Source organism: Priestia sp. ST2 (genome assembly GCF_055810735.1).
On the sequence record NZ_JBVVNT010000001.1, the window covers coordinates 263,728 to 289,994 of the forward strand.

The 26,267-nt window shown below is 39.4% G+C and carries 23 protein-coding genes, 1 other RNA gene and 1 other annotated feature; of the genes, 20 read left to right on the plus strand and 4 right to left on the minus strand.

Annotated features, from left to right (window positions below; translation table 11 throughout):
- The first annotated feature begins 10 nt into the window (after positions 1 to 10).
- The 3 genes from queA to yajC all read left to right on the plus strand — a co-directional run bounded on the left by queA (position 11) and on the right by yajC (position 2,538).
- Positions 11 to 1,039: a tRNA preQ1(34) S-adenosylmethionine ribosyltransferase-isomerase QueA gene (gene queA, locus AC0KUU_RS01305; protein WP_043976128.1), complete on the plus strand. Its 1,029-nt coding sequence runs from the start codon at positions 11 to 13 to the stop codon at positions 1,037 to 1,039.
- A gap of 23 nt (positions 1,040 to 1,062) precedes the next feature.
- Complete coding sequence (gene tgt / locus AC0KUU_RS01310) at positions 1,063 to 2,202, plus strand: tRNA guanosine(34) transglycosylase Tgt (protein ID WP_013059317.1); 1,140 nt, start codon at positions 1,063 to 1,065, stop codon at positions 2,200 to 2,202.
- 72 nt (positions 2,203 to 2,274) lie between these two features.
- Positions 2,275 to 2,538, plus strand: coding sequence for a preprotein translocase subunit YajC (gene yajC / locus AC0KUU_RS01315; RefSeq protein WP_013059316.1), 264 nt, complete (start codon positions 2,275 to 2,277; stop codon positions 2,536 to 2,538).
- A gap of 35 nt (positions 2,539 to 2,573) precedes the next feature.
- On the opposite strand, the gene AC0KUU_RS01320 is transcribed toward yajC, so the two are convergent.
- On the minus strand, positions 2,574 to 2,957 hold the full coding sequence (locus AC0KUU_RS01320) for a TIGR04086 family membrane protein (RefSeq protein ID WP_014458132.1): 384 nt from the start codon (positions 2,955 to 2,957) through the stop codon (positions 2,574 to 2,576).
- A 146-nt stretch (positions 2,958 to 3,103) separates the two neighbouring features.
- Between AC0KUU_RS01320 and AC0KUU_RS01325 the strand changes: the two genes are divergently transcribed.
- Positions 3,104 to 3,757 carry a DUF421 domain-containing protein gene (locus AC0KUU_RS01325; RefSeq protein WP_405105263.1) on the plus strand — a complete coding sequence of 218 codons (654 nt, stop codon included), beginning with the start codon at positions 3,104 to 3,106 and terminating at the stop codon, positions 3,755 to 3,757.
- Between the two features lie 20 nt (positions 3,758 to 3,777).
- Here the strand turns inward: AC0KUU_RS01325 and spoVB are convergent, their stop codons facing one another.
- Entirely contained in the window at positions 3,778 to 5,388 is a 1,611-nt protein-coding gene (spoVB, locus tag AC0KUU_RS01330; RefSeq protein WP_162214989.1) for a stage V sporulation protein B, read from the minus strand.
- Positions 5,389 to 5,452: 64 nt separating this feature from the next.
- On the opposite strand from spoVB, the gene AC0KUU_RS01335 reads away from it, so the two are divergent.
- The 6 genes from AC0KUU_RS01335 (at position 5,453) to dtd (ending at position 13,993) form a co-directional block, all read left to right on the plus strand.
- Positions 5,453 to 5,746, plus strand: a complete 294-nt coding sequence (locus tag AC0KUU_RS01335) for a post-transcriptional regulator (RefSeq protein WP_025750585.1) — start codon at positions 5,453 to 5,455, stop codon at positions 5,744 to 5,746.
- Positions 5,747 to 5,883: 137 nt separating this feature from the next.
- Positions 5,884 to 8,121: a protein translocase subunit SecDF gene (gene secDF / locus AC0KUU_RS01340; protein ID WP_237074117.1), complete on the plus strand. Its 2,238-nt coding sequence runs from the start codon at positions 5,884 to 5,886 to the stop codon at positions 8,119 to 8,121.
- Positions 8,122 to 8,261: 140 nt separating this feature from the next.
- Entirely contained in the window at positions 8,262 to 10,604 is a 2,343-nt protein-coding gene (gene recJ / locus AC0KUU_RS01345; RefSeq protein ID WP_237074118.1) for a single-stranded-DNA-specific exonuclease RecJ, read from the plus strand.
- Between the two features lie 15 nt (positions 10,605 to 10,619).
- Entirely contained in the window at positions 10,620 to 11,132 is a 513-nt protein-coding gene (locus tag AC0KUU_RS01350; protein ID WP_013059309.1) for an adenine phosphoribosyltransferase, read from the plus strand.
- A 185-nt stretch (positions 11,133 to 11,317) separates the two neighbouring features.
- Positions 11,318 to 13,516 (plus strand): RelA/SpoT family protein, encoded by a 2,199-nt coding sequence (locus AC0KUU_RS01355; protein ID WP_013059308.1) that lies wholly within the window; start codon positions 11,318 to 11,320, stop codon positions 13,514 to 13,516.
- Positions 13,517 to 13,531: 15 nt separating this feature from the next.
- Positions 13,532 to 13,993: a D-aminoacyl-tRNA deacylase gene (dtd, locus tag AC0KUU_RS01360; protein WP_043976137.1), complete on the plus strand. Its 462-nt coding sequence runs from the start codon at positions 13,532 to 13,534 to the stop codon at positions 13,991 to 13,993.
- Here dtd and AC0KUU_RS01365 read toward each other — a convergent pair.
- The gene (locus tag AC0KUU_RS01365) at positions 13,984 to 14,868 is read right to left on the minus strand and encodes an N-acetylmuramoyl-L-alanine amidase (RefSeq protein WP_322552437.1); all 885 of its coding nucleotides are present in this window, start codon (positions 14,866 to 14,868) and stop codon (positions 13,984 to 13,986) included. The genes dtd and AC0KUU_RS01365 overlap by 10 nt on opposite strands.
- 166 nt (positions 14,869 to 15,034) lie before the next feature.
- Between AC0KUU_RS01365 and AC0KUU_RS01370 the strand changes: the two genes are divergently transcribed.
- The 8 genes from AC0KUU_RS01370 to pstA all read left to right on the plus strand — a co-directional run bounded on the left by AC0KUU_RS01370 (position 15,035) and on the right by pstA (position 23,132).
- Positions 15,035 to 15,211, plus strand: coding sequence for a hypothetical protein (locus AC0KUU_RS01370; protein WP_013059305.1), 177 nt, complete (start codon positions 15,035 to 15,037; stop codon positions 15,209 to 15,211).
- Positions 15,212 to 15,298: 87 nt separating this feature from the next.
- Positions 15,299 to 15,531 (plus strand) — a binding site (T-box leader).
- A 68-nt stretch (positions 15,532 to 15,599) separates the two neighbouring features.
- Positions 15,600 to 16,868 carry a histidine--tRNA ligase gene (hisS, locus tag AC0KUU_RS01375; protein ID WP_280560332.1) on the plus strand — a complete coding sequence of 423 codons (1,269 nt, stop codon included), beginning with the start codon at positions 15,600 to 15,602 and terminating at the stop codon, positions 16,866 to 16,868.
- Positions 16,869 to 16,880: 12 nt separating this feature from the next.
- On the plus strand, positions 16,881 to 18,659 hold the full coding sequence (gene aspS / locus AC0KUU_RS01380; protein ID WP_043976143.1) for an aspartate--tRNA ligase: 1,779 nt from the start codon (positions 16,881 to 16,883) through the stop codon (positions 18,657 to 18,659).
- A gap of 118 nt (positions 18,660 to 18,777) precedes the next feature.
- A non-coding RNA gene (gene ssrS / locus AC0KUU_RS01385) (6S RNA) lies at positions 18,778 to 18,959 on the plus strand.
- Positions 18,960 to 19,121: 162 nt separating this feature from the next.
- Positions 19,122 to 19,886: a tRNA threonylcarbamoyladenosine dehydratase gene (locus AC0KUU_RS01390; protein WP_043976145.1), complete on the plus strand. Its 765-nt coding sequence runs from the start codon at positions 19,122 to 19,124 to the stop codon at positions 19,884 to 19,886.
- A gap of 423 nt (positions 19,887 to 20,309) precedes the next feature.
- The gene (locus AC0KUU_RS01395; RefSeq protein WP_043976147.1) at positions 20,310 to 21,194 is read left to right on the plus strand and encodes a phosphate ABC transporter substrate-binding protein PstS family protein; all 885 of its coding nucleotides are present in this window, start codon (positions 20,310 to 20,312) and stop codon (positions 21,192 to 21,194) included.
- Positions 21,195 to 21,318: 124 nt separating this feature from the next.
- Positions 21,319 to 22,206, plus strand: coding sequence for a phosphate ABC transporter permease subunit PstC (gene pstC, locus AC0KUU_RS01400; protein WP_165575793.1), 888 nt, complete (start codon positions 21,319 to 21,321; stop codon positions 22,204 to 22,206).
- Positions 22,203 to 23,132 carry a phosphate ABC transporter permease PstA gene (gene pstA / locus AC0KUU_RS01405; RefSeq protein ID WP_043976149.1) on the plus strand — a complete coding sequence of 310 codons (930 nt, stop codon included), beginning with the start codon at positions 22,203 to 22,205 and terminating at the stop codon, positions 23,130 to 23,132. Before pstC ends, pstA begins: the two co-directional genes overlap by 4 nt.
- Before the next feature lie 46 nt (positions 23,133 to 23,178).
- Here pstA and AC0KUU_RS01410 read toward each other — a convergent pair whose 3' ends face one another.
- A complete protein-coding gene (locus tag AC0KUU_RS01410) occupies positions 23,179 to 24,456 on the minus strand; it encodes a replication-associated recombination protein A (RefSeq protein WP_013085092.1) in 1,278 nt (425 codons plus the stop codon).
- A gap of 226 nt (positions 24,457 to 24,682) precedes the next feature.
- On the opposite strand from AC0KUU_RS01410, the gene cymR reads away from it, so the two are divergent.
- Both cymR and AC0KUU_RS01420 read left to right on the plus strand, forming a co-directional pair.
- Positions 24,683 to 25,099, plus strand: a complete 417-nt coding sequence (cymR, locus tag AC0KUU_RS01415) for a cysteine metabolism transcriptional regulator CymR (RefSeq protein ID WP_013059297.1) — start codon at positions 24,683 to 24,685, stop codon at positions 25,097 to 25,099.
- A gap of 23 nt (positions 25,100 to 25,122) precedes the next feature.
- A complete protein-coding gene (locus AC0KUU_RS01420) occupies positions 25,123 to 26,265 on the plus strand; it encodes a cysteine desulfurase family protein (RefSeq protein WP_165575794.1) in 1,143 nt (380 codons plus the stop codon).
- The last annotated feature ends 2 nt before the right edge of the window (positions 26,266 to 26,267 follow it).

The following is a 26,267-nucleotide window of genomic DNA, read 5'->3' on the forward strand; positions in this document are numbered from 1 at the left end:
GGTGAACATTTTGAAAGTAGATTTATTTGATTTTCATTTACCAGAAGAATTGATTGCCCAAACGCCGCTTGAGCAGCGAGATGCGTCAAGACTCATGGTATTAAACAAGGAAACAGGAAGTGTGAAGCATCATATGTTTCATGACCTTCTTGATTATGTGCAAGAAGGAGATTGTTTAGTGTTAAACGACACGCGTGTTCTTCCTGCACGATTATTTGGGACAAAAGAAGATACAGGTGCTAATATTGAAGTATTGCTTTTAAAACAAACACAAGGCGATACGTGGGAGACGCTTGTAAAACCGGCTAAGCGAGTAAAAGAAGGCACGGTTATTTCGTTTGGGGACGGACGTCTGACAGCTGTATGTAAAGAAACGAGCGACCAAGGCGGACGTTTGTTGGAATTCAACTATGAAGGCATCTTTTATGAGGTTCTGGAACAACTGGGAGAAATGCCGCTGCCGCCTTATATTAAAGAACGCTTGGATGATCAAGAGCGCTACCAAACGGTTTTTGCTCGCGAACAAGGTTCTGCAGCAGCGCCAACAGCAGGTCTTCACTTTACAGAAGAGATGCTTGAACAGTTAAAAGAAAAAGGTGTGCATATTGCATTTTTAACGCTTCATGTCGGATTGGGTACATTCCGTCCAGTCAGCGTTGACGACTTAGAAGAGCACGATATGCACTCAGAGTTTTATCAAGTGAGTGAAGGAACCGCTGCTTTACTAAACAGCGTACGTGAAAAAGGCGGTCGCATTATTTCAGTAGGCACAACTTCTACCCGTACCCTTGAAACGATTGCAACTGAGCATAACGGCAAATTTGTTGCTTCTTCAGGCTGGACCAACATTTTTATCTTCCCAGGGTATGAATTTAAAGCAATTGATGGAATGATTACAAATTTCCACCTTCCAAAATCTACGCTCATTATGCTTGTAAGTGCCTTAGCAGGAAGAGAAAACGTCATTTCTGCCTATGAACAAGCTGTAGCAGAGAGGTATCGCTTTTTCAGCTTCGGCGACGCGATGCTAATTTTGTAATTTAACATGAAAGGAATACATCAATGACAGCAATTCGTTACGAACATATAAAAACTTGTAAACAAACAGGAGCGCGTTTAGGGATTGTCCATACGCCTCACGGCTCATTTGAAACACCTATTTTTATGCCGGTAGGCACATTAGCTACAGTAAAAACAATGTCTCCGGAAGATTTAAAAGCAATGGGAGCAGGCATTATTTTAAGTAATACGTATCATTTATGGCTTCGTCCTGGTCATGAAATTGTTAAAAAAGCGGGAGGCCTTCATAAATTTATGAACTGGGATCGTCCCATCTTAACGGATTCAGGCGGCTTCCAAGTTTTTAGCTTAAGTGATTTGCGCCGTATTGAAGAAGAAGGCGTCCATTTCCGCAACCATTTGAATGGAGACAAGCTTTTCTTATCTCCAGAAAAAGCGATGGACATTCAAAATGCGCTTGGGTCTGATATTATGATGGCATTTGATGAATGCCCACCTTATCCAGCAGAATATGACTACTTAAAACGTTCAGTTGAACGCACAAGCCGCTGGGCAGAGCGATGCCTTGAGGCTCACAGCCGCCCTCAAGACCAAGGTCTTTTTGGAATTGTTCAAGGCGGAGAGTTTGAAGATTTACGCCGTCAAAGTGCAGCTGATTTAGTTTCAATGGACTTCCCAGGTTATGCTGTGGGAGGGCTGTCGGTTGGAGAACCAAAAGATGTGATGAATCGTGTGCTTGAGTTTACGACGCCATACTTACCAACCGATAAACCACGTTATTTAATGGGAGTAGGATCACCTGACTCGTTAATTGATGGAGCGATTCGCGGGATCGATATGTTTGATTGCGTATTACCAACGCGTATTGCACGTAACGGAACGCTTATGACAAGCGAAGGCCGTCTTGTTGTTAAAAATGCAAAATATGCAGAAGACTTCGGTCCGATTGATCCAAACTGTGACTGCTACACGTGTCAAAATTATTCAAGAGCGTATATTCGCCACTTAATTCGTTGTAATGAAACGTTTGGAATTCGTTTAACATCTTACCATAACTTATATTTTCTGCTAAACTTAATGGAGCAAGTCCGTGAAGCCATTCGCGAAGACCGACTTGGCGATTTCCGTGATGAGTTCTTTGAAAAATATGGGTTTAACGGTCCAGACGCAAAGAATTTCTAGGTCACTACAGGAATTTTCATCAAATTTATGAATGAGTACCTGTTGATAATATAAATAAAAGGAGGAGTTTTCATGGGTGTTTTACAAAATATTTGGCCATTACTTTTAATGTTTGTCATTTTCTATTTCTTGTTAATCCGTCCACAGCAAAAACGTCAAAAAAACGTACAGCAAATGCAATCAGCACTTAAAAAAGGCGATAAAGTTGTAACGATTGGCGGTATGCACGGTTTGGTAGACGCAATCGATGAGTCACAAGTTGTGGTTCGCAGCACTGACGGTTCAAAATTAACGTTTGACCGCAATGCTATTCGTGAAGTAAGAAGCGTAGATTAATAAAAAAACGTCACGTACATGTACGTGACGTTTTTTTATGCTTCTCGTGAACCGGCAATGTTTACGCCAACAATTCCCCCTAGAATAGCGACTCCAATAAATCCAGCGTGAAATAAAAGCTGCTGTGCAGAAAACAGGTGACTATAGCCGAGAAATTGTAGTAAAAACATTAAAAAAGAATAAGAAATACCAGTGGCTCCTCCAACGAGAAGTCCTTTTGAACCGTTTCGTCCTCCCGCGATAAATCCTCCGATAAACAGTGTAATAAATGAGAGAATAAGTAAAAATAAACGGACCGACTGTTCTTCAAGCGATGTAAACTTTAAAATAAGCGAAAAGATAATGCTAATCGCTAAAGCCATCACTAAGATTGTTGCTACTCCTGCAAATACAGCGTTGCTCATTCGTTTTGCACCCAACTTGTTTCCCCCTCATGAAATAAAAAGATAGGTGAACCCTTAGTACGAGCATATTCGGGATGACTTCAAAATAGACGCATAAAAGTAAGGCTATTTTAAAATAAATGGTACAAACTACAAGGGAATACATAAAGGAGGTCTTTGCAGTGGAACTATTGATCATGGTTGCGCGAACCGTGCTTTTATACGTAGTAGTTTTAATTATTTTTCGCGTCATGGGTAAAAGGGAAATAGGAGAGCTGAGCATTTTGGATTTAGTTGTCTTTATTATGATTGCTGAAATGGCAGTAATGGCTATTGAAAACCCAAAAGATCCTTTGCTGTATTCAATTCTTCCGATGTTAACGCTTCTTATTATTCAAATCGGCTTAGCTATATGGTCTCTTAAAAGCAATCGAATGCGAAATTTTATTGATGGCAAACCTAGTATTATCATTGAAAACGGAAAAATAAACGAACATGAAATGAAAAGGCAGCGATATAACTTCAATGACTTGCTCGTGCAGCTGCGTGATAAAAATATAAAAAATGTAGCTGATGTTGAATTTGCTATTTTAGAATCTTCAGGAAGGCTATCCGTATTTGAGAAAGATCAGCAATCAGGCGAAAAAGGCAATTTGAATTTGCCTTTTATCATTGACGGCATTATTCAAGAAGAGCATCTGCTGCATGAACATAAAACGACGGAATGGTTAAGGACAGAGCTGGAAAAGCGAGGGTATTCAAACTTAGATAAGATTTCATATTGCAGCTACGACAACGGAAAATTTTTTATAGATTTGGTAGATGTGAAACAATAAAACGCGGATTGCTCCGCGTTTTATTTTCGTTTAAAATAGCGTAAAAAAGAAAAACGGTTTAATTCTTCTTTTGTTATCAGTCTAAAAAGCAGCAAAAACAGTACGTATACAACGCTTGTAAGTGCAATCGATAAAACGGTTCGTAAGCTCAAAGGGATGGAAATAAAAAGGTTCATATAAGCGAAGTGTCCGGTAAAACCTGATATTCCCATTACAGAAAAACTGCGAAGATACTCAAACACATGAATCTTATACGTGATTTTTTTCATGACGGTAGACAGGTGTAAAAGAGTGACAAGCATCATTCCCACAACAATTGCAAGACCAGCTCCCATAATGCCTAGGTTTGGCTGAGTTGCGAGTAAGAAGATAAGAGATGTTTTGACCGCTGCTCCTATAAAACTGTTAATCATGGCGGCTTTTGCAAGGTCTAGCGCCTGCAGAACAGCTTGAAGCGGCCCTTGAAAGTAATAAAAGATAAAAAAAGGCGCCATGACTTTGACAAAAATAGCAGCTTTGTCAGAACCATACATCAATTCCATTACCGGATTAGCAAATACATAAAGAACAACAACGGCTAGCCCGCCTGTTACAAACGACAAGCGGAGAGCTTGATGAAGCCGATATTCGATTTGCTTCATTTGATTCTGTGCAAGAGATTCACTGATTGCGGGAACCAAAGACGTGGATAGAGACACCGTTACAAAAGAAGGCAGCATCAGGAGAGGGAGTGCAAAGCCTGTTAATTCTCCGTACTGCTTAGTTGCTACAGCTGTCGCTACTCCTGCAATTGCTAAACTTTGAGCTACTACAATCGGTTCTAAAAACCAAGAAATTGACCCAATCATGCGGCTTCCTGTCGTGGGAAGAGCAATTCGCATTAAGTCAAAGAACGTATCTTTGCCCGCATGTAAAGAAGCAAAAAATTTTCGTCTTACCGTTATTTTCTTCTTTCGCTTGAACATAAACATCATATAAAACAGTGAAGCTAGTTCTCCAAATACGGAAGATAGCATAGCACCAGCCGCAGCGTACTCAATTCCATAGGGCAAAAATGCTTTTGTACATACGGCAATTAACGTAATGCGCACCACTTGTTCGATAATTTGAGAATAAGCAGCAGGCTTCATTTGCTGCTTTCCTTGAAAATATCCACGGATGACAGACGAGACGGCGATGATTGGAATAACTGGAATAATCGCAAGCAGCGGATAGATCGTACGTGAATCTGTAAAGAAGGTTTTTGCTACAACGGGAGCGAATAATATTAGTCCGAGCGTAAATAAAACGCTCAGCGTACACGTAATACTTAAAGAGACGACAAGTATTTTTTTTATTTTATGCCTGTCACCTAAAGCTTCTGCTTCTGCCACTAACTTGGATATGGCAACCGGTAGCCCAAGCTGTGTTAAGGTGATTACTAATACCAGCGTGGGGACCGCCATCATATAAAGTCCCACACCTTCGTCTCCAATCATCCGAGCCACCACAATTCGATTGACAAACCCGAGTACACGTGTAATTAAGCCAGCAATTATTAAAATAATAGTTCCCTGTAAAAATTTAGACATATACTCACTGCTTTCTTGAGGTTTATACAGTGAATATATGCGCCCCCGGTGTCCAAGCATGACAAGTATTCCTCATACGAGAAAGAAATTTTACGCGAAATGTCAAACAGAAAGGAGGATCGATATGACACATCCATTTATTTCAGCTTCGAAAGAACTTATACAGCCTGTCTTATCCAGCAAAATGGAAGAATTTCATATGCTTGGATATGAAGAAGTAACGGAGAACGATTTATTGAGTTATTTAGAAATGAAAAAATGGAAAAAAGAAAAGGAGCTATCTCTCCATCAAGTGGTAAATGATATTTTATCTGTTAAGATCACGCAGGTGATGAGCTATGTAACAATTGAATCTTATAAATCTGATATGTTCTCAAGTGTTAATAATGGAGAAGACTGGAAAGAATTATTAAAGTAGAGTTTGTAAAATACATGTATTAAAATTTGATAAGGTCTTTATTTGACAGACATTAGGTTATGAATGATAATTAGATTGGTCATTTATCTATTGTTATCATTTCATGTTTTTTACATAAGAAGGAGGATTTTCTGTCGATGGTTAAAAGAGGACGTATCGTTGCCTTTTTCCTCTTAGTACTGCTTGTGTTTAGTACAATCGGAACAACGATGACTGGAATTACAAAAGATATTAAACTTGGCCTCGACCTTCAAGGTGGATTTGAAATTTTATATAAAGTCAGTCCAGCTAAAAAAGGCGATGTCATTGACAAAAAGGCACTTAACAGCACGGTTGAAGCGCTGCGTCAACGTGTCGATGTACTGGGAGTTAGTGAGCCTAGCATTCAAATTGAAGGGAATGACCGTATCCGCGTTCAGCTAGCTGGTGTCACGAATCAAAAGCAAGCCAGGGATCTGTTATCAACTCAAGCAAACTTAACGTTCCGTGACGTGAACGATAAGGTGTTGATGGATGGTACAGACTTAGCGCAAGGCGGAGCAAAGCAATCGTTTGACCAAAGCAATCAGCCTAGCGTCTCACTAAAGTTAAAAAATGCGAAAAAATTTGAAAAGATCACGCGAGAGCTTTCTCAAAAACCAGCACCTAACAATTTAATTGTCATTTGGCTGGACTATGAAGAAGGAAAAGACTCGTACCAAAAAGAAGCGACAAAACAAAATCCGAAGTATCTATCTGCAGCCTCTGTTAGCAGCGTGTTAACACAGCCAGATGTTGAGATTTCAGGTGGAAACTTCACAGTGAAAAGTGCAACACAGCTGGCGGAATTACTAAACGCCGGGTCGCTGCCGGTTAAATTGGATGAGCTATACTCTACATCCGTTGGAGCACAGTTTGGAGAAGAAGCTCTTCACACGACTATATTAGCGGGTATTATCGGCATCGGAATTATCTTCCTTTACATGCTGTTTTTCTACCGTTTACCGGGGCTTATTGCTATTATTACACTCAGTTTCTATATCTACTTGAACTTAGTTGTATTTGACTTGATGCACGTGGTTATGACGCTTCCAGGTATCGCGGCTCTTATTCTCGGCGTAGGTATGGCAGTAGATGCGAATATCATTACCTACGAGCGGATTAAAGATGAACTCAAAACAGGAAGGTCTGTTATATCTGCATACCGGGCAGGAAATCGTCGCTCTCTTGCGACCATTTTTGATGCCAATATTACAACGATGCTAGCGGCTCTTGTATTGTTCTTTTATGGTCAAAGTTCAGTAAAAGGATTTGCTACAACGTTAATGATCGGGATTGTACTAAGCTTTATTACGGCCGTATACGGTACGCGGTTATTAATGAGTCTTTTAGTAAACAGCCGCTGGTTTGATAAAAAACCAGGCTACTTTGGCGTAAAGAAAGAACAAATTCACGACCTAAGTAAAGACGACGGCACAACCGTTTTGCCTACAGCATGGGATAAACTTGATTTTGTTAAATACCGTAAAGCATTCTTCACGTTCTCAAGCGTGCTTGTTATTATCGGTATTATCTCGGTTGTTGTGTTCAGATTGAACCTTGGTATTGACTTTACGAGCGGAACTCGTATAGAGATTCCAGCAAATCATACCGTTACACAGTCTGAGATACAGGGTGAAATGAAGTCCCTTAATATCAAAACGGATGACGTAGTCATTACAGGAAAAGGTAATGACACGGGTGTCGTACGTGTAGTTGGGGTCTTGAATAAAAAAGAAATTGCCAATTTAAAAGATCATTTTAAAGATAAATATGGTTCTGAACCAAATGTAAGCACCGTTTCGCCGACGGTTGGAAAAGAACTGGCGAAAAATGCAATGATGGCAATTGCCATTGCTTCAATTGGAATTATCATCTATGTAACGATACGGTTTGAGTTTTACATGGCACTTGCAGCCGTGCTTGCCCTGTTGCATGATGCGTTCTTTATCGTTACGGTCTTCAGCTTAACGAAGTTAGAGGTTGATTTAACGTTTATTGCCGCTGTCTTGACGATTGTTGGTTACTCAATTAACGATACGATTGTTACGTTTGACCGCATTCGTGAAAATATGCAGAAATTTAAATCCAAAACGTTTGACGACTTAGCGTTTATCGTAAATCTAAGTTTGCGTGAAACGTTTACTCGTTCGATGAATACCGTGTTAACAGTTGTGATTGCAGTTGTAGCACTTCTTCTATTCGGAAGTGAATCGATTCAAAACTTCTCAATTGCTCTGTTAGTAGGTTTAATCCTTGGTGCATATTCATCTGTGTTTATTGCTGCTCAGCTATGGCTTGTGTGGAAAGGAAAACAGTTGAAGCGTGAGGAACAAAAAGAAGTAGAAAGCAAGTAATTCAAAAACGTGCGAAGTATTCGCACGTTTTTTTGTGCGTGAAAATTCAAGACGTACTGTCAGAAAAATGTGCTTATTTTCTTTCGTTGCTCCATTTCATCCACTCTAGTATAATAATGTGGGTTAAGGGGTGAAGAGACATGTTACAGTCAAAAAAACGTTGGAATGTTCAAGAATGTGATGAACAACTTGTTAATGAATTTGTAGAAAACCTCAATATTACACCTCTAGTAGCTTCGTTATTACTTAATAGAGGCATGACAACAGTAGAAGCGGCGCGTGAGTTTTTACACGTTGATGCACAAACGTTCCACGATCCGTTTTTGTTGCACGATATGGACAAAGCAGTAGCTCGTATTCAGCAAGCAATTGATCATAATGAAAAAATTATGATCTATGGAGATTACGATGCTGACGGCGTCAGCAGCACTTCTGTTATGTTATCTGCTTTACAGCAGCTTGGAGCTGATGTTGATTTTTATATTCCTAATCGCTTTACAGAAGGTTATGGGCCGAATAAGGCGGCATTTGATAAAATAAACGCGGGCGGCTATCAGCTGGTGATTACGGTCGACACAGGTATTTCGGCAGTCGAAGAAACTGCGTATGCACGTGAATTAAATTTTGATTTAATTATTACCGATCACCACGAGCCAGGGCCAGTTTTACCGGATGCTTATGCAATTATTCATCCAAAGCTGCCGGGAAGTACATATCCATTTAAAGAACTGGCAGGTGTAGGGGTGGCTTTTAAACTCGCTCATGCGCTGTTAGGGGAGCTTCCAGAACATTTGTTAGAACTAGCAGTAATTGGGACAATTGCTGACTTAGTTCCTTTAGTCGACGAAAACCGCTTAATTGCTCGCAAAGGTCTTGATTATCTCAAGCTCACGAAGCGCACCGGAATTGAAGCGCTGCTGAGCGTATGTGGAGTAAAACGTGAAGAAATTAATGAGGATACAATTGGATTTGCGATGGCTCCTCGCATTAATGCAGTAGGACGTCTTCAAGATGCGGATCCAGCTGTTCATTTGCTTATGACGACAAATGCTGAAGAGGCAAAAGGTTTAGCTAAAGAAATTGATGCGTTAAACAAGGAAAGGCAGCAAATCGTAAACGATATTACAGAAGAAGCCGTTGAATTTGTTGAGAGTATGTATCCTCCGGGTGAAAACAGCGTTCTTATTGTAGAGGGAGAAGGATGGAATGCAGGCGTTGTTGGAATTGTCGCTTCTAGGCTCGTAGAAAAATTCTACAGACCAACAATTGTACTAAGTATTGACTCTGAAAACCGTATTGCCAAGGGTTCAGCAAGAAGTATCGAAGGTTTTGACTTATTCGCGAACTTATCTAAGTGCCGTGACATTTTGCCACATTTTGGAGGGCACCCAATGGCAGCCGGCATGACATTAAACAGCGATGATGTAGAAGAGCTGCGCAGACGTCTTAATGAACAAGCAAGCAACGTGTTAACCGAACAGGATTTTATTCCAATTACATCAGTTGATACAGTATGCACAACAGAGGAAATTACGCTGGAAAACATTGAACAAATGAGTGCGCTTGCTCCATTTGGTATGCATAACCCGAAGCCAAAAGTTCTCATTAAAGATGTTCATACAACATCTATGCGGAAAATTGGTGCTAATAAAAATCATTTAAAACTCGTGTTTGAAGACAGCGGTGTATCGGTTGATGCAGTAGGATTTGGGTTAGGCTATATATTAGATGAAGTATCTCCTATAGCTAAAGTATCATTAGTAGGTGAACTATCTATTAATGAGTGGAATAATATGCGCAAGCCGCAGCTGATGGTGGAAGATATTTCTGTAGATGAATGGCAGATGTTTGATTATCGCAGTGCAGTTGATGTCAAACGTTTCTTTCAGCAGGTATTTACGGATCAAATGAAAGTTGTTGCTTTCCACGCTTCAACAATTGATAAATACAAGTCGTTGCTGCCGATGGAGCATGTTGTTCTTATTCAAGATGAAGAACAGGCAAAAGCATGTATGTTTGCAAGGGAACAAATCGTTTTATTAGATTTGCCTCCTTCACAGAAATGGCTTGAATGTTTGTTTGTCCAAGGTATCCCTTCTAGACTATACGCTATTTTCTTAACGGAAGAAGACCATTATTTTGATACAATCCCAACTCGCGATCATTTTAAATGGTTTTACGGCTTTTTAGCGAAAAAGGGTCCATTTGATTTAAAACGCTACAAAGAAGATTTAGCGATTCATAAGGGCTGGTCAAAAGAAACGATTGATTTTATGGCAAAGGTGTTTTTTGAGTTAGAATTTGTTACAATAAACAATGGCTTAATTTCGTTAGTGAAAAATTCTGCGAAACGTGATTTAATAGAATCTGCGACTTATCGCCAAAAGCAGCAGCAGATTGAAATAGAAAAAAACTTTATTTATACGTCATATGTACAGCTTAAAAATCAATTTCAAGATATTTTTAAGCGTTCGATGGAATGAGGAGGCAACATTAGAATGAATTTTAAAGATTATATTACAATTGTACCTGACTGGCCAAAACCAGGTATTACATTTAAAGATATCTCAACATTAATGGACAATGGTGATGCATACCGTGCCGCAACGGATGAGATTGTAAAATATGCGAATGATAAACAAGTTGATATTATCGTAGGACCGGAAGCTCGCGGATTTATCGTTGGTTGTCCAGTAGCATATGCGTTAGGTATCGGTTTTGCACCTGTTCGTAAAGAAGGAAAATTACCGCGTGAAGTAATCAAAGTAGATTACGGTTTAGAATACGGTAAAGACGTATTAACGATTCACAAAGATGCAATTAAGCCAGGTCAGCGCGTGTTGATTACAGATGATTTATTAGCAACAGGCGGTACAATTGAAGCGACAATTAAGCTTGTCGAAGAATTAGGCGGAATTGTTGTTGGAGCTGCGTTCTTAATTGAACTTTCTTACCTTGATGGCCGTGACAAACTAGACGGTTATGATGTATTCACATTAATGACGTATTAAGAAGAACGATCACATAAAGAAGAGTACCTGATACAGGTGCTCTTTTTTCGTTAAAAAACGTTAATACGTAAAATGGAAATGATGTAAATTTGATAAATTAAACGCAAAGGCTTTACATCCTTGGATTTTTTCAAGATAATAGTTACAATATGAATTAAAAATGCTAGTTGATAAAAGGTGATTTCATGGCAAATGAGCAAGTCCTAACAGCGGAACAGGTCATTGACAATACGAAGCGATATTTAAATGAAGAAGATGTGGCTTTTGTACAAAAAGCATATGATTTTGCAAAAGAAGCTCACAAAGAACAATATCGCAAGTCGGGTGAACCATATATTATCCACCCGATTCAAGTCGCAGGAATTTTAGTTGATCTAGATATGGATCCAGCAACAATTGCAGCTGGATTTCTACATGATGTGGTTGAAGATACAGAGATAACACTAAAAGATTTAGAAAAAGCTTTTAATGAAGAAGTAGCAATGTTAGTAGACGGCGTAACAAAACTGGGAAAAATTAAATATAAGTCTAAAGAAGAGCAGCAGGCTGAAAATCACCGCAAGATGTTTGTAGCAATGGCTCAAGATATTCGAGTCATACTGATCAAACTTGCGGATCGTCTTCATAACATGCGTACGCTAAAGCATTTACCGCAGGAAAAACAGCGACGCATTTCAAATGAAACGCTTGAAATTTTTGCTCCTCTTGCTCATCGTCTTGGTATTTCAAAAATTAAGTGGGAGCTTGAAGATACAGCTTTACGTTACTTAAATCCTCAGCAATATTATCGCATTGTAAATTTGATGAAGAAAAAGCGTGCGGAACGCGAGCAGTATTTGGCTGAAGTTATTGATGAAGTTCGAGAGCAAGTAGATGAAGTGTCGATTAAAGTTGAAATTTCAGGACGTCCAAAACATATTTATTCCATCTATCGTAAAATGGCACTGCAAAACAAGCAGTTTAATGAAATTTACGATTTACTAGCTGTGCGCATTATTGTAAATAGCATTAAAGACTGCTATGCGGTGTTAGGAATTATTCACACGTGCTGGAAGCCAATGCCGGGACGTTTCAAAGATTATATTGCAATGCCAAAGCAAAATATGTACCAGTCTCTTCATACGACGGTTATCGGACCAAAAGGTGATCCGTTAGAAGTTCAAATTCGAACGTTTGACATGCACCAAATTGCTGAGTATGGAATTGCTGCTCACTGGGCTTACAAAGAAGGAAAAACAGCTGAGCATGCTTCATTTGAAGAAAAGTTGACGTGGTTCAGAGAAATTTTAGAATTTCAAAATGACGCAAACGATGCAGAAGAATTTATGGAATCTCTAAAAGTTGATTTGTTTTCTGACATGGTTTACATTTTTACGCCAAAAGGCGACGTCATTGAGCTTCCTTCGGGTTCTGTTCCAATTGATTTTTCCTATCGTATTCATTCTGAAATCGGAAATAAAACCATTGGAGCAAAAGTCAACGGCAAGATGGTTACACTTGATTACCGTTTGAAAACGGGGGACATTATCGAAATTTTGACGTCTAAGCATTCGTATGGTCCAAGCAAGGACTGGTTAAAGCTTGCTCAAACGTCTCAAGCCAAAAATAAAATTCGCCAATTCTTTAAAAAGCAAAGCCGCGATGAAAATATTGAAAAAGGCAAAGAGCTGGTTGAAAAAGAAATTCGTCAAATGGAGTTTGACTTAAAAGAAGTATTAACAGCTGATAATATCAAACGAGTAGCGGAGAAGTTTAATTTCTCAAACGAAGATGATATGTATGCAGCTATTGGGTATAACGGATTAACTGCGGCTCAAGTAGCTAATCGTTTAACCGAGAAGTGGAGAAAGCAGCGTGATCAAGAACAAGAGATCCAAATTGATGATATTGCACGCGACACTGCAGCCAAGCGTGTTCGCCAGCATAAACGAAAAGATTCCGGGGTTATCGTACCGGGTGTAGAGAACATGCTGATTCGCTTGTCTAAATGCTGTAATCCAGTTCCTGGAGATGAGATTGTTGGTTTTATTACAAAGGGGCGAGGAGTATCTGTTCATAGAGCAGATTGTTTAAACGTTCACACAGATGATGCTGAAAGCCGCCTTATTCCTGTAGAGTGGGAAACACATATTAAAGAAGGCAAAGAGTTTAACGTGGAAATTGAAATTTCCGGATACGACCGCAGAGGCTTACTAAATGAAGTTCTGCAGGTTGTAAACGAGACTAAAACGAATATTTCAGCCGTTTCAGGAAAATCGGACCGAAACAAAATGGCTACGATTCATATGTCAATTTCTATTCATAACATCAGTCACCTTCATAAAGTGGTTGAGCGCATTAAGCAGCTTCGAGACATTTATTCAGTTCGCCGAATTATGCATTAAGAAAGGTAGTTATACATGAGAGTAGTCGTACAAAGAGCAAAGAATGCAAAAGTAACTGTTGCAGGAGAGACGGTCGGTGAGATTAAGCACGGATATATGCTTTTAGTGGGCATTACCCATGACGATACTGAAGCTGATGCAGAGTATGTAGCAGATAAAATTGTGAATTTGCGAGTGTTTGATGATGAGTCTGGCAAAATGAATTTGTCGCTTCTAGATGTAGAAGGAGAAATTTTATCGGTATCTCAATTTACGCTGTACGGAGATTGCCGAAAAGGCAGAAGACCAAACTTTATGGGAGCTGCTAGGCCAGATCATGCTGTAACGCTTTACAACTATTTTAATAAAGTATTATCAGAAAAAAATGTTCGAGTAGAGACCGGCGCATTTGGTGAAATGATGGACGTATCATTTACAAATGACGGACCGGTCACACTTATTGTAGAAAGCAAAGAAAAAACGCAGACTCACAGATGAGCCTGCGTTTTTTCTTTGCTTTGAAAGTATTGATTTAATCCTTCAGCGATAGCGGACGTAATCATTTGCTGATAACTGATGGAATTAATATACGTTTCTTCCCTTTCGTTGCTTAAAAAGCCCAGTTCAATTAATGTACTCGGACGTGTATTTTCGCGAAGAACATAATAGTTTCCAAAACGTTCTCCTTTGTCTTTCAATTTTGCATGATTAATAAGGGACTGATGAATAGAATGTGTGAGTGGACTGTCCTGATGCTGATGGTAATAATACGTCATAAGGCCAGTTAGCTGTGAGCTGTTCGTACTGTTGTAGTGAATGCTTATAAAAGCATCTGCTTTAGTCGATTGCAGCGTGCGCTGTGAAAGTAGAAGGTACTCATCATGGGTGCGGGTTAAAATGACGTGTGCGCCTTCTTTTTGAAGTTTGTTTTGTAAAATAAGTGCTGTTCGGAGAGTGAGGTCTTTTTCATATGTGCCCTGTGTGCCGATGGCTCCTTTGTCTCTTCCACCATGGCCTGCATCAATAATAATTGTTTTGCCCTTTAGGTGCCGCAAGCTTTTACTCAGCGTATAGACAGGCTGACGCTGTGCTACCTGCATGCTAGGCTGAACGCTGCGAAGCGCTACGGTTTTCGTGAATTTTTTAAACACCCAGCCTTGAATACCCGAACTTTCTACATAATACCAATCTCCTTGACGGTCTGAAACGGATAGTCTTGTATTCTTCGTCAATTTATTTGTAATTGAAAATGAACGTCCTGGACCGCTCCGTACATGAAGAGAGTCAGCTGTTACAATAATGGGTTGATGCACCGGTACATTTGGGCGCTCAAATGAGGAAGAGCACAGTAATAAAAGGATACTTGCAGCCAAAACAGATACAGACTTCATGTTTAGATGGCGAATAGATAGACCTCCTTTTTATAACAAAATAGAGTATTCGATGAAAATAAAAAAAATCCTTTCTCTTATGTAAAAACATCTTTTTTGGGCAATGCTAATAAAAGGATAAGTAAGTGTAGGCAGGGAGGAAGAAACGATGAAGTTTAGTGAAAAAGGTGAACAATCATTTCAGCAGGTAAATCCGGTATTTGGCATTCATTTTCATGATTTTATTGACAGAGAAAGTGAAGCTTCATCCCTTGAATTGGCTTCTGAATTTGGTTTAACGCTTCGAGATATTCAGAAACTAAGAAAACAATTAGACCGCTCTTAACATGAAAGGTGCTTGACAACTGCTCATTTCATTCGTAATATAGAAAGCAATTGCTAAATTAAAATGAATGTATAACATTTTTATATTGATAAGCCAAAGATCGAGAAAAGTAGTAAAGATGACACATGGCTAGAGAGGAAATGTCTTAGGCTGAAAGCATTTCTACATGATGACTTTATGAAAGAACACTCAGGAGGCTTCACTCTGAAAAGGGAAACTTAGTAGGAGATGAACGTGTTCGTGCGTTAACGAAATGAGTGGAAACATGTCATATGTTTCAATTAGGGTGGTACCACGTGAGATTAACTCTCGTCCCTACTATGGAAAAATAGTAGAGGCGAGAGTTTTTTTGTATTGTAAATTTTAAAAATAGGAGGCATATCACGTTATGTCAGTTCAAATACCTAGAGGCACACAAGATATTTTACCGGGCAAAGTAGAATATTGGCAGTTTGTTGAACAGCGAGCAAGAGAGATCTGCCGTGCGTTCAACTACCAAGAAATTCGTACACCAATGTTTGAACACACTGAATTATTTTTGCGCGGAGTGGGAGAAACAACAGATATCGTGCAAAAAGAAATGTACACATTTAAAGATCGAGGTGACCGCAGCTTAACGCTTCGCCCAGAAGGAACAGCTGCAGTTGGACGATCATTTGTTTCAAATAAAATGTTTGGAAATCCAACGCAGCCAACCAAACTGTTTTATATTGGCCCTATGTTTCGCTATGAACGACCTCAAGCGGGACGTTTCCGTCAATTCGTTCAGTTTGGCGTAGAAGCATTAGGAGTAAATGATCCAGCTATTGATGCTGAAGTTCTTGCCCTGTTAATGAGCTTTTACCAATCGCTTGGATTAAAAAAATTAAAGTTGGTTGTTAACAGTTTAGGAGATACAGAAAGTCGTCAAGCTCACCGTCAAGCGCTTATCGACCACTTTGCACCTCGCATTGGAGAGTTTTGCAGCGACTGCCAAAGCAGATTGGAGAAAAATCCTCTTCGTATTTTAGACTGTAAAAAAGATCGTGACCATGAACTGATGGCTACAGCGCCGTCTATTCTTGATTATTTAAACGACTATTCAAAAGAATATTTTGAAAAAGTACAGCAGTACTTAACCGATTTAGACATTGACTATGCTGTAGATCCGACGCTGGTACGCGGGTTAGATTATTATAATCACACAGCATTTGAACTAATGAGTGAAGCAGAAGGATTTGGCGCCATTACAACTCTTTGTGGCGGAGGCCGTTATAATGGGCTGATTCAAGAAATCGGCGGACCTGAAACACCGGGTATCGGATTCGCTTTAAGTATCGAACGCTTATTATCTGCATTGGAAGCAGAAGGAATTGAGCTTCCGGTAGAAACAGGCGTAGATTGCTATGTAGTAACCATGGGCGATGAAGCAAAAGAAAAATCCGTTTCAATTGTAAATACGCTTCGACGCGCAGGCTTTGTAGCCGATAAAGATTATCAAGATAAAAAAATGAAAGCTCAGTTCAAAGCAGCTGATCGTGTACAAGCAAAATTTGTTGTTGTTCTAGGTGAAGATGAGCTAGCAAAACAAGTTGTAAATGTAAAGAATATGGAATCTGGCGAACAGCAAGAAGTATCAATTGATCAATTGGTCAGCTATTTGCAAAAACAAGTATAAGGGGGAACCATGATGACAAAACGTTCATACTACTGTGGAGATGTAACAGAACAAGCAACTGGCGAAACAGTTCTATTAAAAGGATGGGTTCAAAAACGCCGTGATTTAGGGGGATTAATCTTTATTGATTTACGCGACCGCGGCGGAGTTGTACAGGTTGTATTTAATCCTGAAAAATCTGCTGAAGCGCTAAAAATTGCTGAAGATGTACGTAATGAATTCGTACTGGAAGTGCAAGGAACTGTTGTAGCTCGTGAAGAGGGAACCGTTAACTCGAACTTAAAAACAGGTAAAATTGAAGTTCACGCTGAGCAGATTACGGTATTAAACAAAGCCAAAACACCTCCTTTTGCCATTGCAGATCAAACGGAAGTATCAGAAGATGTTCGATTAAAATATCGTTATTTAGACCTTCGACGTTCTGAGATGTTTAACACGCTTAAAATGCGCAATGACATTACAAAAACAATTCGTGACTTCTTGGATCAAAATGACTTTTTAGATGTTGAAACACCTATTTTAACGAAAAGTACGCCAGAAGGCGCACGTGATTATCTTGTGCCAAGCCGCGTGCACGAAGGGGAGTTTTATGCTCTTCCTCAATCACCGCAAATCTTTAAGCAGCTGCTAATGGTAAGCGGAGTTGAGCGTTATTATCAAATCGCTCGCTGCTTCCGCGATGAAGACTTGCGTGCAGATCGTCAGCCTGAATTTACTCAAATCGATATTGAAACATCATTTTTATCTCAAGAGGACATCATGACAATGACGGAAGAAATGATGTCTAAAGTAATGAAGCGAGTAAAAGATTTAGATATAACGACGCCTTTCCCGCGCATGTCATATGATGAAGCGATGAGTCGCTACGGTTCAGATAAGCCGGATACACGTTTTGAAATGGAGCTAGTCAACTTATCAGAGCTTGTGAAAGACTGCGGGTTCAAAGTATTTAGCGCAGCAGTTGAAAACGGCGGAGAAGTAAAAGCAATTAACGTGAAAGGTGGCGCTTCTAGCTATTCACGTAAAGATATCGATGCTCTAACAGAGTTCGTGAAAATTTACGGTGCTAAAGGGTTAGCATGGCTGAAAGTTGAAGCTGACGGCTTAAAAGGACCGATCGCAAAATTCTTCAATGAAGATGAGCAAAAGCAATTTGCTGAAGCTCTTCAAACGGAAGAAGGAGATTTACTTTTATTTGTAGCTGATAAAAAGTCAGTTGTAGCAGATGCACTTGGCGCTCTTCGTCTAAAGCTTGCAAAAGAACAAGGAATTATTGATGAAACGAAATTTAACTTCCTATGGGTAACAGATTGGCCTCTTCTTGAGCATGATGAAGAAGACAACCGTTACTACGCGGCTCATCATCCATTCACAATGCCAGTTCGTGAAGATTTACCAATGTTAGAAAGCGATCCTGGACAAGTCCGTGCACAAGCATATGACTTAGTATTGAATGGTTACGAACTTGGCGGAGGATCTTTACGTATTTACGAGCGTGATATTCAAGAAAAAATGTTTAAAACGCTTGGATTTACATTAGAAGAAGCATATGAGCAGTTCGGTTTCTTACTTGAAGCATTTGAATACGGTACTCCTCCTCACGGCGGAATTGCATTAGGTCTTGATCGTTTGGTTATGCTTCTAGCAGGACGCACAAACTTGCGTGATACAATTGCCTTCCCTAAAACAGCAAGTGCAAGCTGTCTATTAACAAACGCACCTGGTGAAGTAAGTGAAGCGCAATTAGACGAGCTGCATTTGCAGGTGAAAAAGCAAAAAACAGAAGCGTAATCGATTGAACCGTCTGTTAAATCGAGCCTGTCACTGGAACGTGACAGGCTCGATTTTTTTGTTTTACTTATTAATTGCAAAGTGATTTTTTCTGTGATAAGATACTTTCAAGAACTAAATAGTCCTGATGTGTTCGTCCTTAATCCAGTTTTGACCGAACAATTTTTTGCTTGGGAGCTCGGAGTTTTTAACGAGCGTACATGCCTCATCTCGAGGACTTACAATGGTTAAAGCAGAGCACCCACCTGCCGAGAGCGGGTTCAAAACGAAGGCACTCGAGACGGCACGATCGGGACTAGCATACATATAAAAAATCCTCTATGTAATTATTTGCATAGAGTTTTTTTATGGATAAATAACGAATGCTCATGTTCGTTTTGCTAAAAATATGATATAGTCAATTTCGTTGTTTATTTGAATTAATCATACACGTTGGTGTATTTAATAGAGGAGTGTTTTAACATGTTGCATCAGTTTTCGCGTAATGAACTGGCGATAGGAAAAGAAGGGCTAGCTACTTTAAAAGGTAGCACAGTTGCTATTTTAGGGATAGGAGGAGTAGGGTCGTTTTCTGCTGAGGCTTTGGCTCGGTCAGGAGTAGGGCGTTTAATTCTTGTAGATAAAGACGATGTTGATATTACAAACGTAAATCGTCAAATTCACGCGCTGCTTTCTACGGTAGGTCAGCCCAAGACAGAATTAATGAAACAGCGTATTTTGGATATTAACCCAGAATGTGACGTCGTTTCTCTTCAAATGTTTTATACGGAAGAAACGTATGAAGAGTTCTTTAGTTACAAACCGGACTTCGTAGTGGATGCATCCGATACGATTTCGTATAAAATTCATTTAATGAAAGAATGTTTAAAACGTGATATTCCGATTATTTCAAGTATGGGTGCTGCGAATAAAATGGATCCAACACGTTTCAAAATTGCAGACATTTCAAAGACACATACAGATCCGATTGCAAAAGTGGTTCGTACTCGTCTGCGTAAAGAAGGAATTCGCAAAGGAATTAACGTCGTTTTTTCTGATGAACGTCCAATCGTTATTCGCGAAGAAGTTCGCAAAGAAGTAGGAAACGATCAAGCGCAAATTCGCAAAGCGAAAATGCCCCCATCTTCTAATGCTTTTGTTCCATCTGTAGCAGGATTAATTATGGGCGGCCATGTTATCAATGAATTATTAAGTGATATTAAGATTCGCCGCGTAGGTGATGAATAAAAAGAAGGCTATCGCAGCCTTCTTTTTTTTATGGAAATATCTGTTCTATTTATGCTTTGGATGGAATCTTCTGTTTGATATGTATAAAAAGTACTAATAAATTGAAAAATATGGCTTGATGGTGAATTTACACTGTATTAAAAAAAAGAGATTTATGTAAATTTATTTAACGCTTTATTTACATAAAATTTACGTTTTGGCTTTCTTTCTTTTATATCTTCTACAGCAATATTCAGAAAGTCTTATGTATCAAGGGTTTTGATAGAAATAAGAAAAAATAAACCCCAAATAAGTAAGTTTACAGTAACTTAAAATTCACTTCATATAAAGACAACAATCTACTCGTATAATGTGTCTTGTACCTGTTGTTCGAGTACAAAGGACTAGTACTAATTACACATATATTTATTGGAGGGTAATGTAATGAAAACAAAGGGTTTTAAAGTAACATTAGCAGCTTTTTTAATGGTAGGAGCACTAGCAGCATGTGGTAAAGACGGAGCAAGCAACGACAGTGGTTCGGGCAGCAAAGAAGAAGTTTCAGGTACGTTAACAGCGGCGGGATCTACAGCTTTACAACCACTTGCAGAAGAAGCAGCCAATGGAATTACTGAAAAATATCCAAACCTTTCAGTAACGGTACAAGGTGGAGGTAGTGGAACGGGTGTTAACCAAGTAGCATCAGGAGCAGTTGACATTGGAAACTCTGACGTTCCAGCAGCCGATAAAATCGAAGATAAATCAAAAGCAGATAAACTTGTCGATACGAAAGTAGCGGGCATTGGGTTCGCACTTGTTGTAAATAAAGATGTAAAAGTAGAATCGTTAACAAAAGAGCAAATTCAAAAGATTTTCTCTGGTGAAATTAAAAACTGGAAAGAAGTTGGCGGAAACGACGAGAAAATTAACGTAATCAACCGTCCAGCATCATCTGGTACACGTGCTACATTCGAGAAAACATTAATGGGTGACGCAAAAGTAAATGACAGCGTTGGTACAGCTCAAGATTCAAACGGAGCGGTTGAGCAATCAGTAAACTCAACGCCAGGAGCAGTAAGTTACCTTGCTATGTCGTATTTAATTGGCGATAAAAAAGAAAGTTTAAAAATGCTTAATATTGATGGTGTAGAGCCAACAACAGAAAACATTGTTTCTAAAAAATATCCGTTTTGGTCTTATGAGTACATGATTACAAACGGTGAGCCAAAAGATGGTGCAAAAGAGTACATTGACTACGTAGCTGGTAAAGACTTTGCTAAGCAAGTAAAAGATATGGGATATATCCCAATGACTGAGTTCAAAAAATAAGAGTGTTTTTAAAAAGAATAGGGCTGACTAACACAGTCAGTCTTATTCTATTTGAATGTTAATAAAGTATATAGCGAATAAAAAGAAAAGCGAATATATACTGAATATGTAAGGAGACAGAGCGATGAAGGGGAAAAAATCCATTAATTATGTAAAAAGCGAATACATTGGCCGTACGCTTTCTACATTTTGCGGTATTTTAATTGTACTTGTTACGTTAGCTATTATCGTATTTATTTGTGAAAAAGGCATACAGTCATTTTTACAGAGTAATATATCAATCGGTGAAATGTTGACTTCAACAAAATGGAGTCCAAACAATAAAGAATACGGTGCACTTGTGTTTATTCTAGGTTCCATGCTTGTATCAATCGGAGCCGTTATTATAAGTGCTCCAATTGGAATTGCTATCGCCATTTTTAACAACTATATTTCGCCTAAATTTGGTTCAACGGTTTTACGACCCGTTTTAGAACTCTTAGTAGGAGTTCCTTCAGTGGTATACGGTCTTTTAGGGGTTACAATTTTAGTGCCGCTTCTTCGCGATAACTTCGGCGGAGTGGGCTTTAGTTTGATTGCCGGAATTATTGTCTTAAGCGTCATGATTCTTCCGACAATTGCAAGTATTGCTGACGATGCAATTCGAAGCGTAGCACCTGAATATTTAGAAGCTTCTTATGGACTAGGTTCAACAAGATGGCAGGCAATTAGCCGAGTCATTATTCCATCTGCTAAAACAGGTATTTTAACAGGTATCGTGTTAGGGCTTGCCCGCGCATTCGGAGAAGCGCTAGCTGTTCAAATGGTTATCGGAAACACGGTTAAGATTCCTGAAAGCTTATATAGCCCAACGGCAACATTAACAGGTATTTTAACAATGGATATGTCTAATACGTTAAACGGAACGGCATGGAATAACGCACTGTGGACGTTAGCCATGATTTTACTGCTTATTTCTTTCGTGTTCATTTTAATTATCCGAGCAATTGGGAAACGAGGTGCTCATCAATGAGAAACAAAAATGCACGCACAGTAAATAATATATGGACAGGTATTTTTTATGGCATTGCCGCTCTAGTTGTGTTGCTATTAGTGTATTTAGTTGTTGAAATTATCGCTAAAGGTTGGGGATTTTGGGATCCGAACTTTTTATTTGGAAAGCCAAGCAATACGATGGCAGGAGGCGGTATCGGACCCCAACTGTTTAACTCGTTCTACATGCTTGTTTTAACGCTGATCATTTCTATTCCTCTTGGTTTAGGAGCCGGAATTTACTTAGCGGAGTACGCGAAGCAAGGTCGTTTCTTAAATTTCGTCCGCTTATGTATCGAAACAATGGCGTCATTACCGTCCATTGTAGTTGGTTTATTTGGATTATTAATTTTTGTCACATTTTCAGGCTGGGGCTATACGCTTATCGGCGGAGCACTTGTGATTACAATTTTAAATTTACCGGGTTTAACACGCGTATGTGAAAGTGCGATTGCATCTGTTCCTGCGAGTGTAAAAGAAGCGAGTTTAGGGTTGGGTGCGACTAAATGGCAAACGATTGTCAAAGTCGTCATTCCATCAGCGATTCAACAAATTATCACAGGCGTTATTTTAACAGCGGGACGAATCTTTGGAGAGGCAGCTGCGTTGATTTATACGGCTGGCTTAACGACGCCGATGTTAAATTCAAATGCTGACTTAACGAGTCCTGTAAACCCGTTTAATATTTTTCGACCAGCAGAGACGCTTGCCGTTCACATTTGGAAATTAAACTCTGAAGGAATCGTACCTGATGCAAGATTGATTGCAACAAAGTCAGCTGCTATTTTAATCATTATGGTTCTGTTGTTTAACATAATCGCTCGTTTAGTCGCTAAACTTTTAGACAGCTACTTTAAAGGTTCAACAAAAACGAAAAAACGCAAAGACGTTAAAAGTGCAGCTTAATAGATAAAGATAAAAAAGAAAATGGCTTTGAAACTGAGCAACAGTTTCAGCCATTTTCTTTTTTTAATGTCTCTAAACGATTGAAAACTTTTGAAAAGTATTTTTCTTGTCCATTTTGTTTAGGATGAAAATATTGTTTGTTTTTGATGCGATCCGGTAAATACTGTTGAAGGACCCATCCGTTATCAAAATCATGCGGGTATTGATATTCAACGCCTCGGCCAAGGTTCTCTGCTCCTTTGTAATGAGCATCCTTCAAATGAGGGGGAACGTCGCCGGAAAGCCCTTTTTTAATATCGCTTATCGCTTCATCTAATGCTTTGTAAGCAGCGTTGGACTTCGGTGATAGACAAAGCTCAATAACGGCGTTTGCAAGCGGGATACGTGCTTCTGGGAGTCCTAATCGCTCAGTTGCTTGAATAGCTGCGAGAGTTCTCATGCCGGCATCCGGATCAGCTAGTCCAATGTCTTCATAGGCAATGACTAAAAGGCGACGATTGATGCTGATCAAGTCTCCTGCTTCAATTAGCCGTCCCAAATAATGAAGAGCGGCATTTACGTCGCTGCCGCGAATCGATTTTTGAAAAGCTGATAATACATCATAGTGAGCGTCACCATTTTTATCATGTGAAAAATATTTTTGCTGCAGACATTCTTCTGCCGTTTGTAAGGTAATAACGATTTTACCATCGCTTTCACCTGTTGATAAAACAGCCAGTTCCAGAGCATTCAAAGCCGAGCGCACGTCACCGTTACAGCTGTTGGCAAAGTGGTTCATGGCGTCATCTTCTACGATAATTTTTCTATCCCCAAATCCGTTTGATGAGTCGTTGAGCGCCCTTGTTAGCGCCATTTTGATATCATCTGGCGTAAGAGATTTTAATTCGAAGATTTGGCATCTGCTTCGAATAGCAGGATTAATTGCGTGATAAGGATTGCTTGTTGTCGCTCCGATTAGAATGATCATGCCGTTTTCTAAGTAAGGAAGCAAAAAGTCTTGCTTAGCTTTGTCAAGGCGATGAACTTCATCTAACAGGAGAATTACTTTGCCTGACATTTTGGCTTCTTCGGCGACAATTTCCATATCCTTTTTATTGTTTACAACGGCATTCAACTGACGAAACGCCGTGTTGGTTGTTTTTGCAATAGCCGTGGCAATTGTTGTTTTTCCAACGCCTGGAGGTCCATATAAAATCATCGAGCTTAAGTGATTTGCTTTTACCATTCGATAAATCATTTTATCTTTGCCAACTAAATGCTGCTGTCCGATAACGTCATCTAAATGAGTCGGACGCATTCGAAATGCGAGAGGTTTTGTAGCCATGTTTTTCTCCTTTCTTTTCTTTCACTGTATCACAAGCGGTGAATAGGTGGTGGAAATTTATCTTATAGGCATAGTATGTTATAATATCAACAGTTACATTTGCAAGAAATGCATATAGAGAAGTTCATATAGCTTAGTAAAAAACGACTCATCACAGCATTCAGTGACAACGTGAGGGTCTTATTTTTTTCATAAATAAAAAAAGTGTATTGAAGGAGTGTATCGTATGAAAATTTCAACAAAAGGACGCTACGGTTTAACGATTATGATTGAGCTTGCGAAGCGCTTTGGCGAAGGTCCTATCTCGCTTAAAACTATTGCTCAAACGCATGACTTATCTGAACATTATTTAGAGCAGCTTATTTCACCGCTGCGTAACGCTGGGCTTGTAAAAAGCGTGCGCGGAGCTTATGGAGGTTACATCTTAGCACATGAACCTGCTAACATTACTTCTGGTGATATTATTTCTGTTTTAGAAGGTCCTATTAGTCCTGTAGAAGGAATTGAAGATGAAGAGCCTGCAAAACGCGAGCTGTGGATTCGTATTCGAGATGCGGTTAAAGAAGTGCTAGATAGTACAACGCTTGAAGATTTAGCAAATCATTCTGATGATGATCAAGCGTCTTATATGTTTTATATTTAATAATGAGCTAGGAGGCGTTTATTTTGGAACGTATTTATGTTGATCATGCAGCAACGTCTCCAATACATCCAGCAGTCGTTGAGAAAATGACGACTTTTATGCATGAGTACTTTGGAAATCCGTCTAGTATTCATCACTACGGGCGGGAAAGTCGACGCTATTTAGACGAAGCTCGCCAAACGATTGCAGCAAGTATTGGAGCACACGAAAATGAACTGATTTTTACAAGTGGTGGGACAGAAGCAGATAATATGGCACTGATCGGAGTAGCTCTTGCAAACCACCATAAAGGAAATCATATTATTACCACGCAAATTGAACACCACGCTGTGCTTCATACGTGTGAATATTTAGAAACACAGGGCTTTGAAGTGACTTACTTACCAGTTAATGAGTACGGACAAGTATCTGTGGATGAAATAAAATCAGCCCTAACCGATCAAACAATTCTTGTGTCGGTGATGTTTGGAAATAATGAAGTAGGTGCTATTCAGCCAATTGGAGAAATTGGAGTTCTATTAAAAGAGCATGGAGCATATTTCCACACGGATGCAGTGCAAGCTTATGGATTAATTCCGTTAAATGTGCAACAATTAGGTGTCGATCTTTTATCCGTTTCTGCTCATAAAATTAACGGACCAAAAGGGATGGGCTTTTTATATGCAGCTGCTCATGTTTCACTGTCTCCTTTGCTATTTGGAGGAGAACAAGAGCGCAAACGACGAGCTGGAACTGAGAACATGACAAGTATTGTCGGGTTTGAAGAAGCTGTGAAAATTTCGCAACAAACGCTGCAAACACGTGCAGATGAATATAGAAGATACAAAGAAATAATGGTAGCTGTGTTGAAAGAAGAAGGTATTTCATTTGAAATTAACGGACATCTTGAAAATTCTCTGCCACATGTGTTAAATTTATCATTTCCAAAAACAAATGTTGAATCGATGCTCGTGAATTTAGACTTAGCAGGAATTGCGGCATCGAGCGGTTCAGCTTGCACAGCGGGAGCAATCGATCCTTCTCATGTGCTTGTTGCTATGTTTGGAAAAGGTTCTGAACGTTTAACAACTTCTATTCGATTTAGCTTTGGCTTAGGAAACTCAGCTGAGCAAATTGAAAAAACCGCACGTCAAACAGCAAACATCGTTAAGCGACTAACGATGTAAAT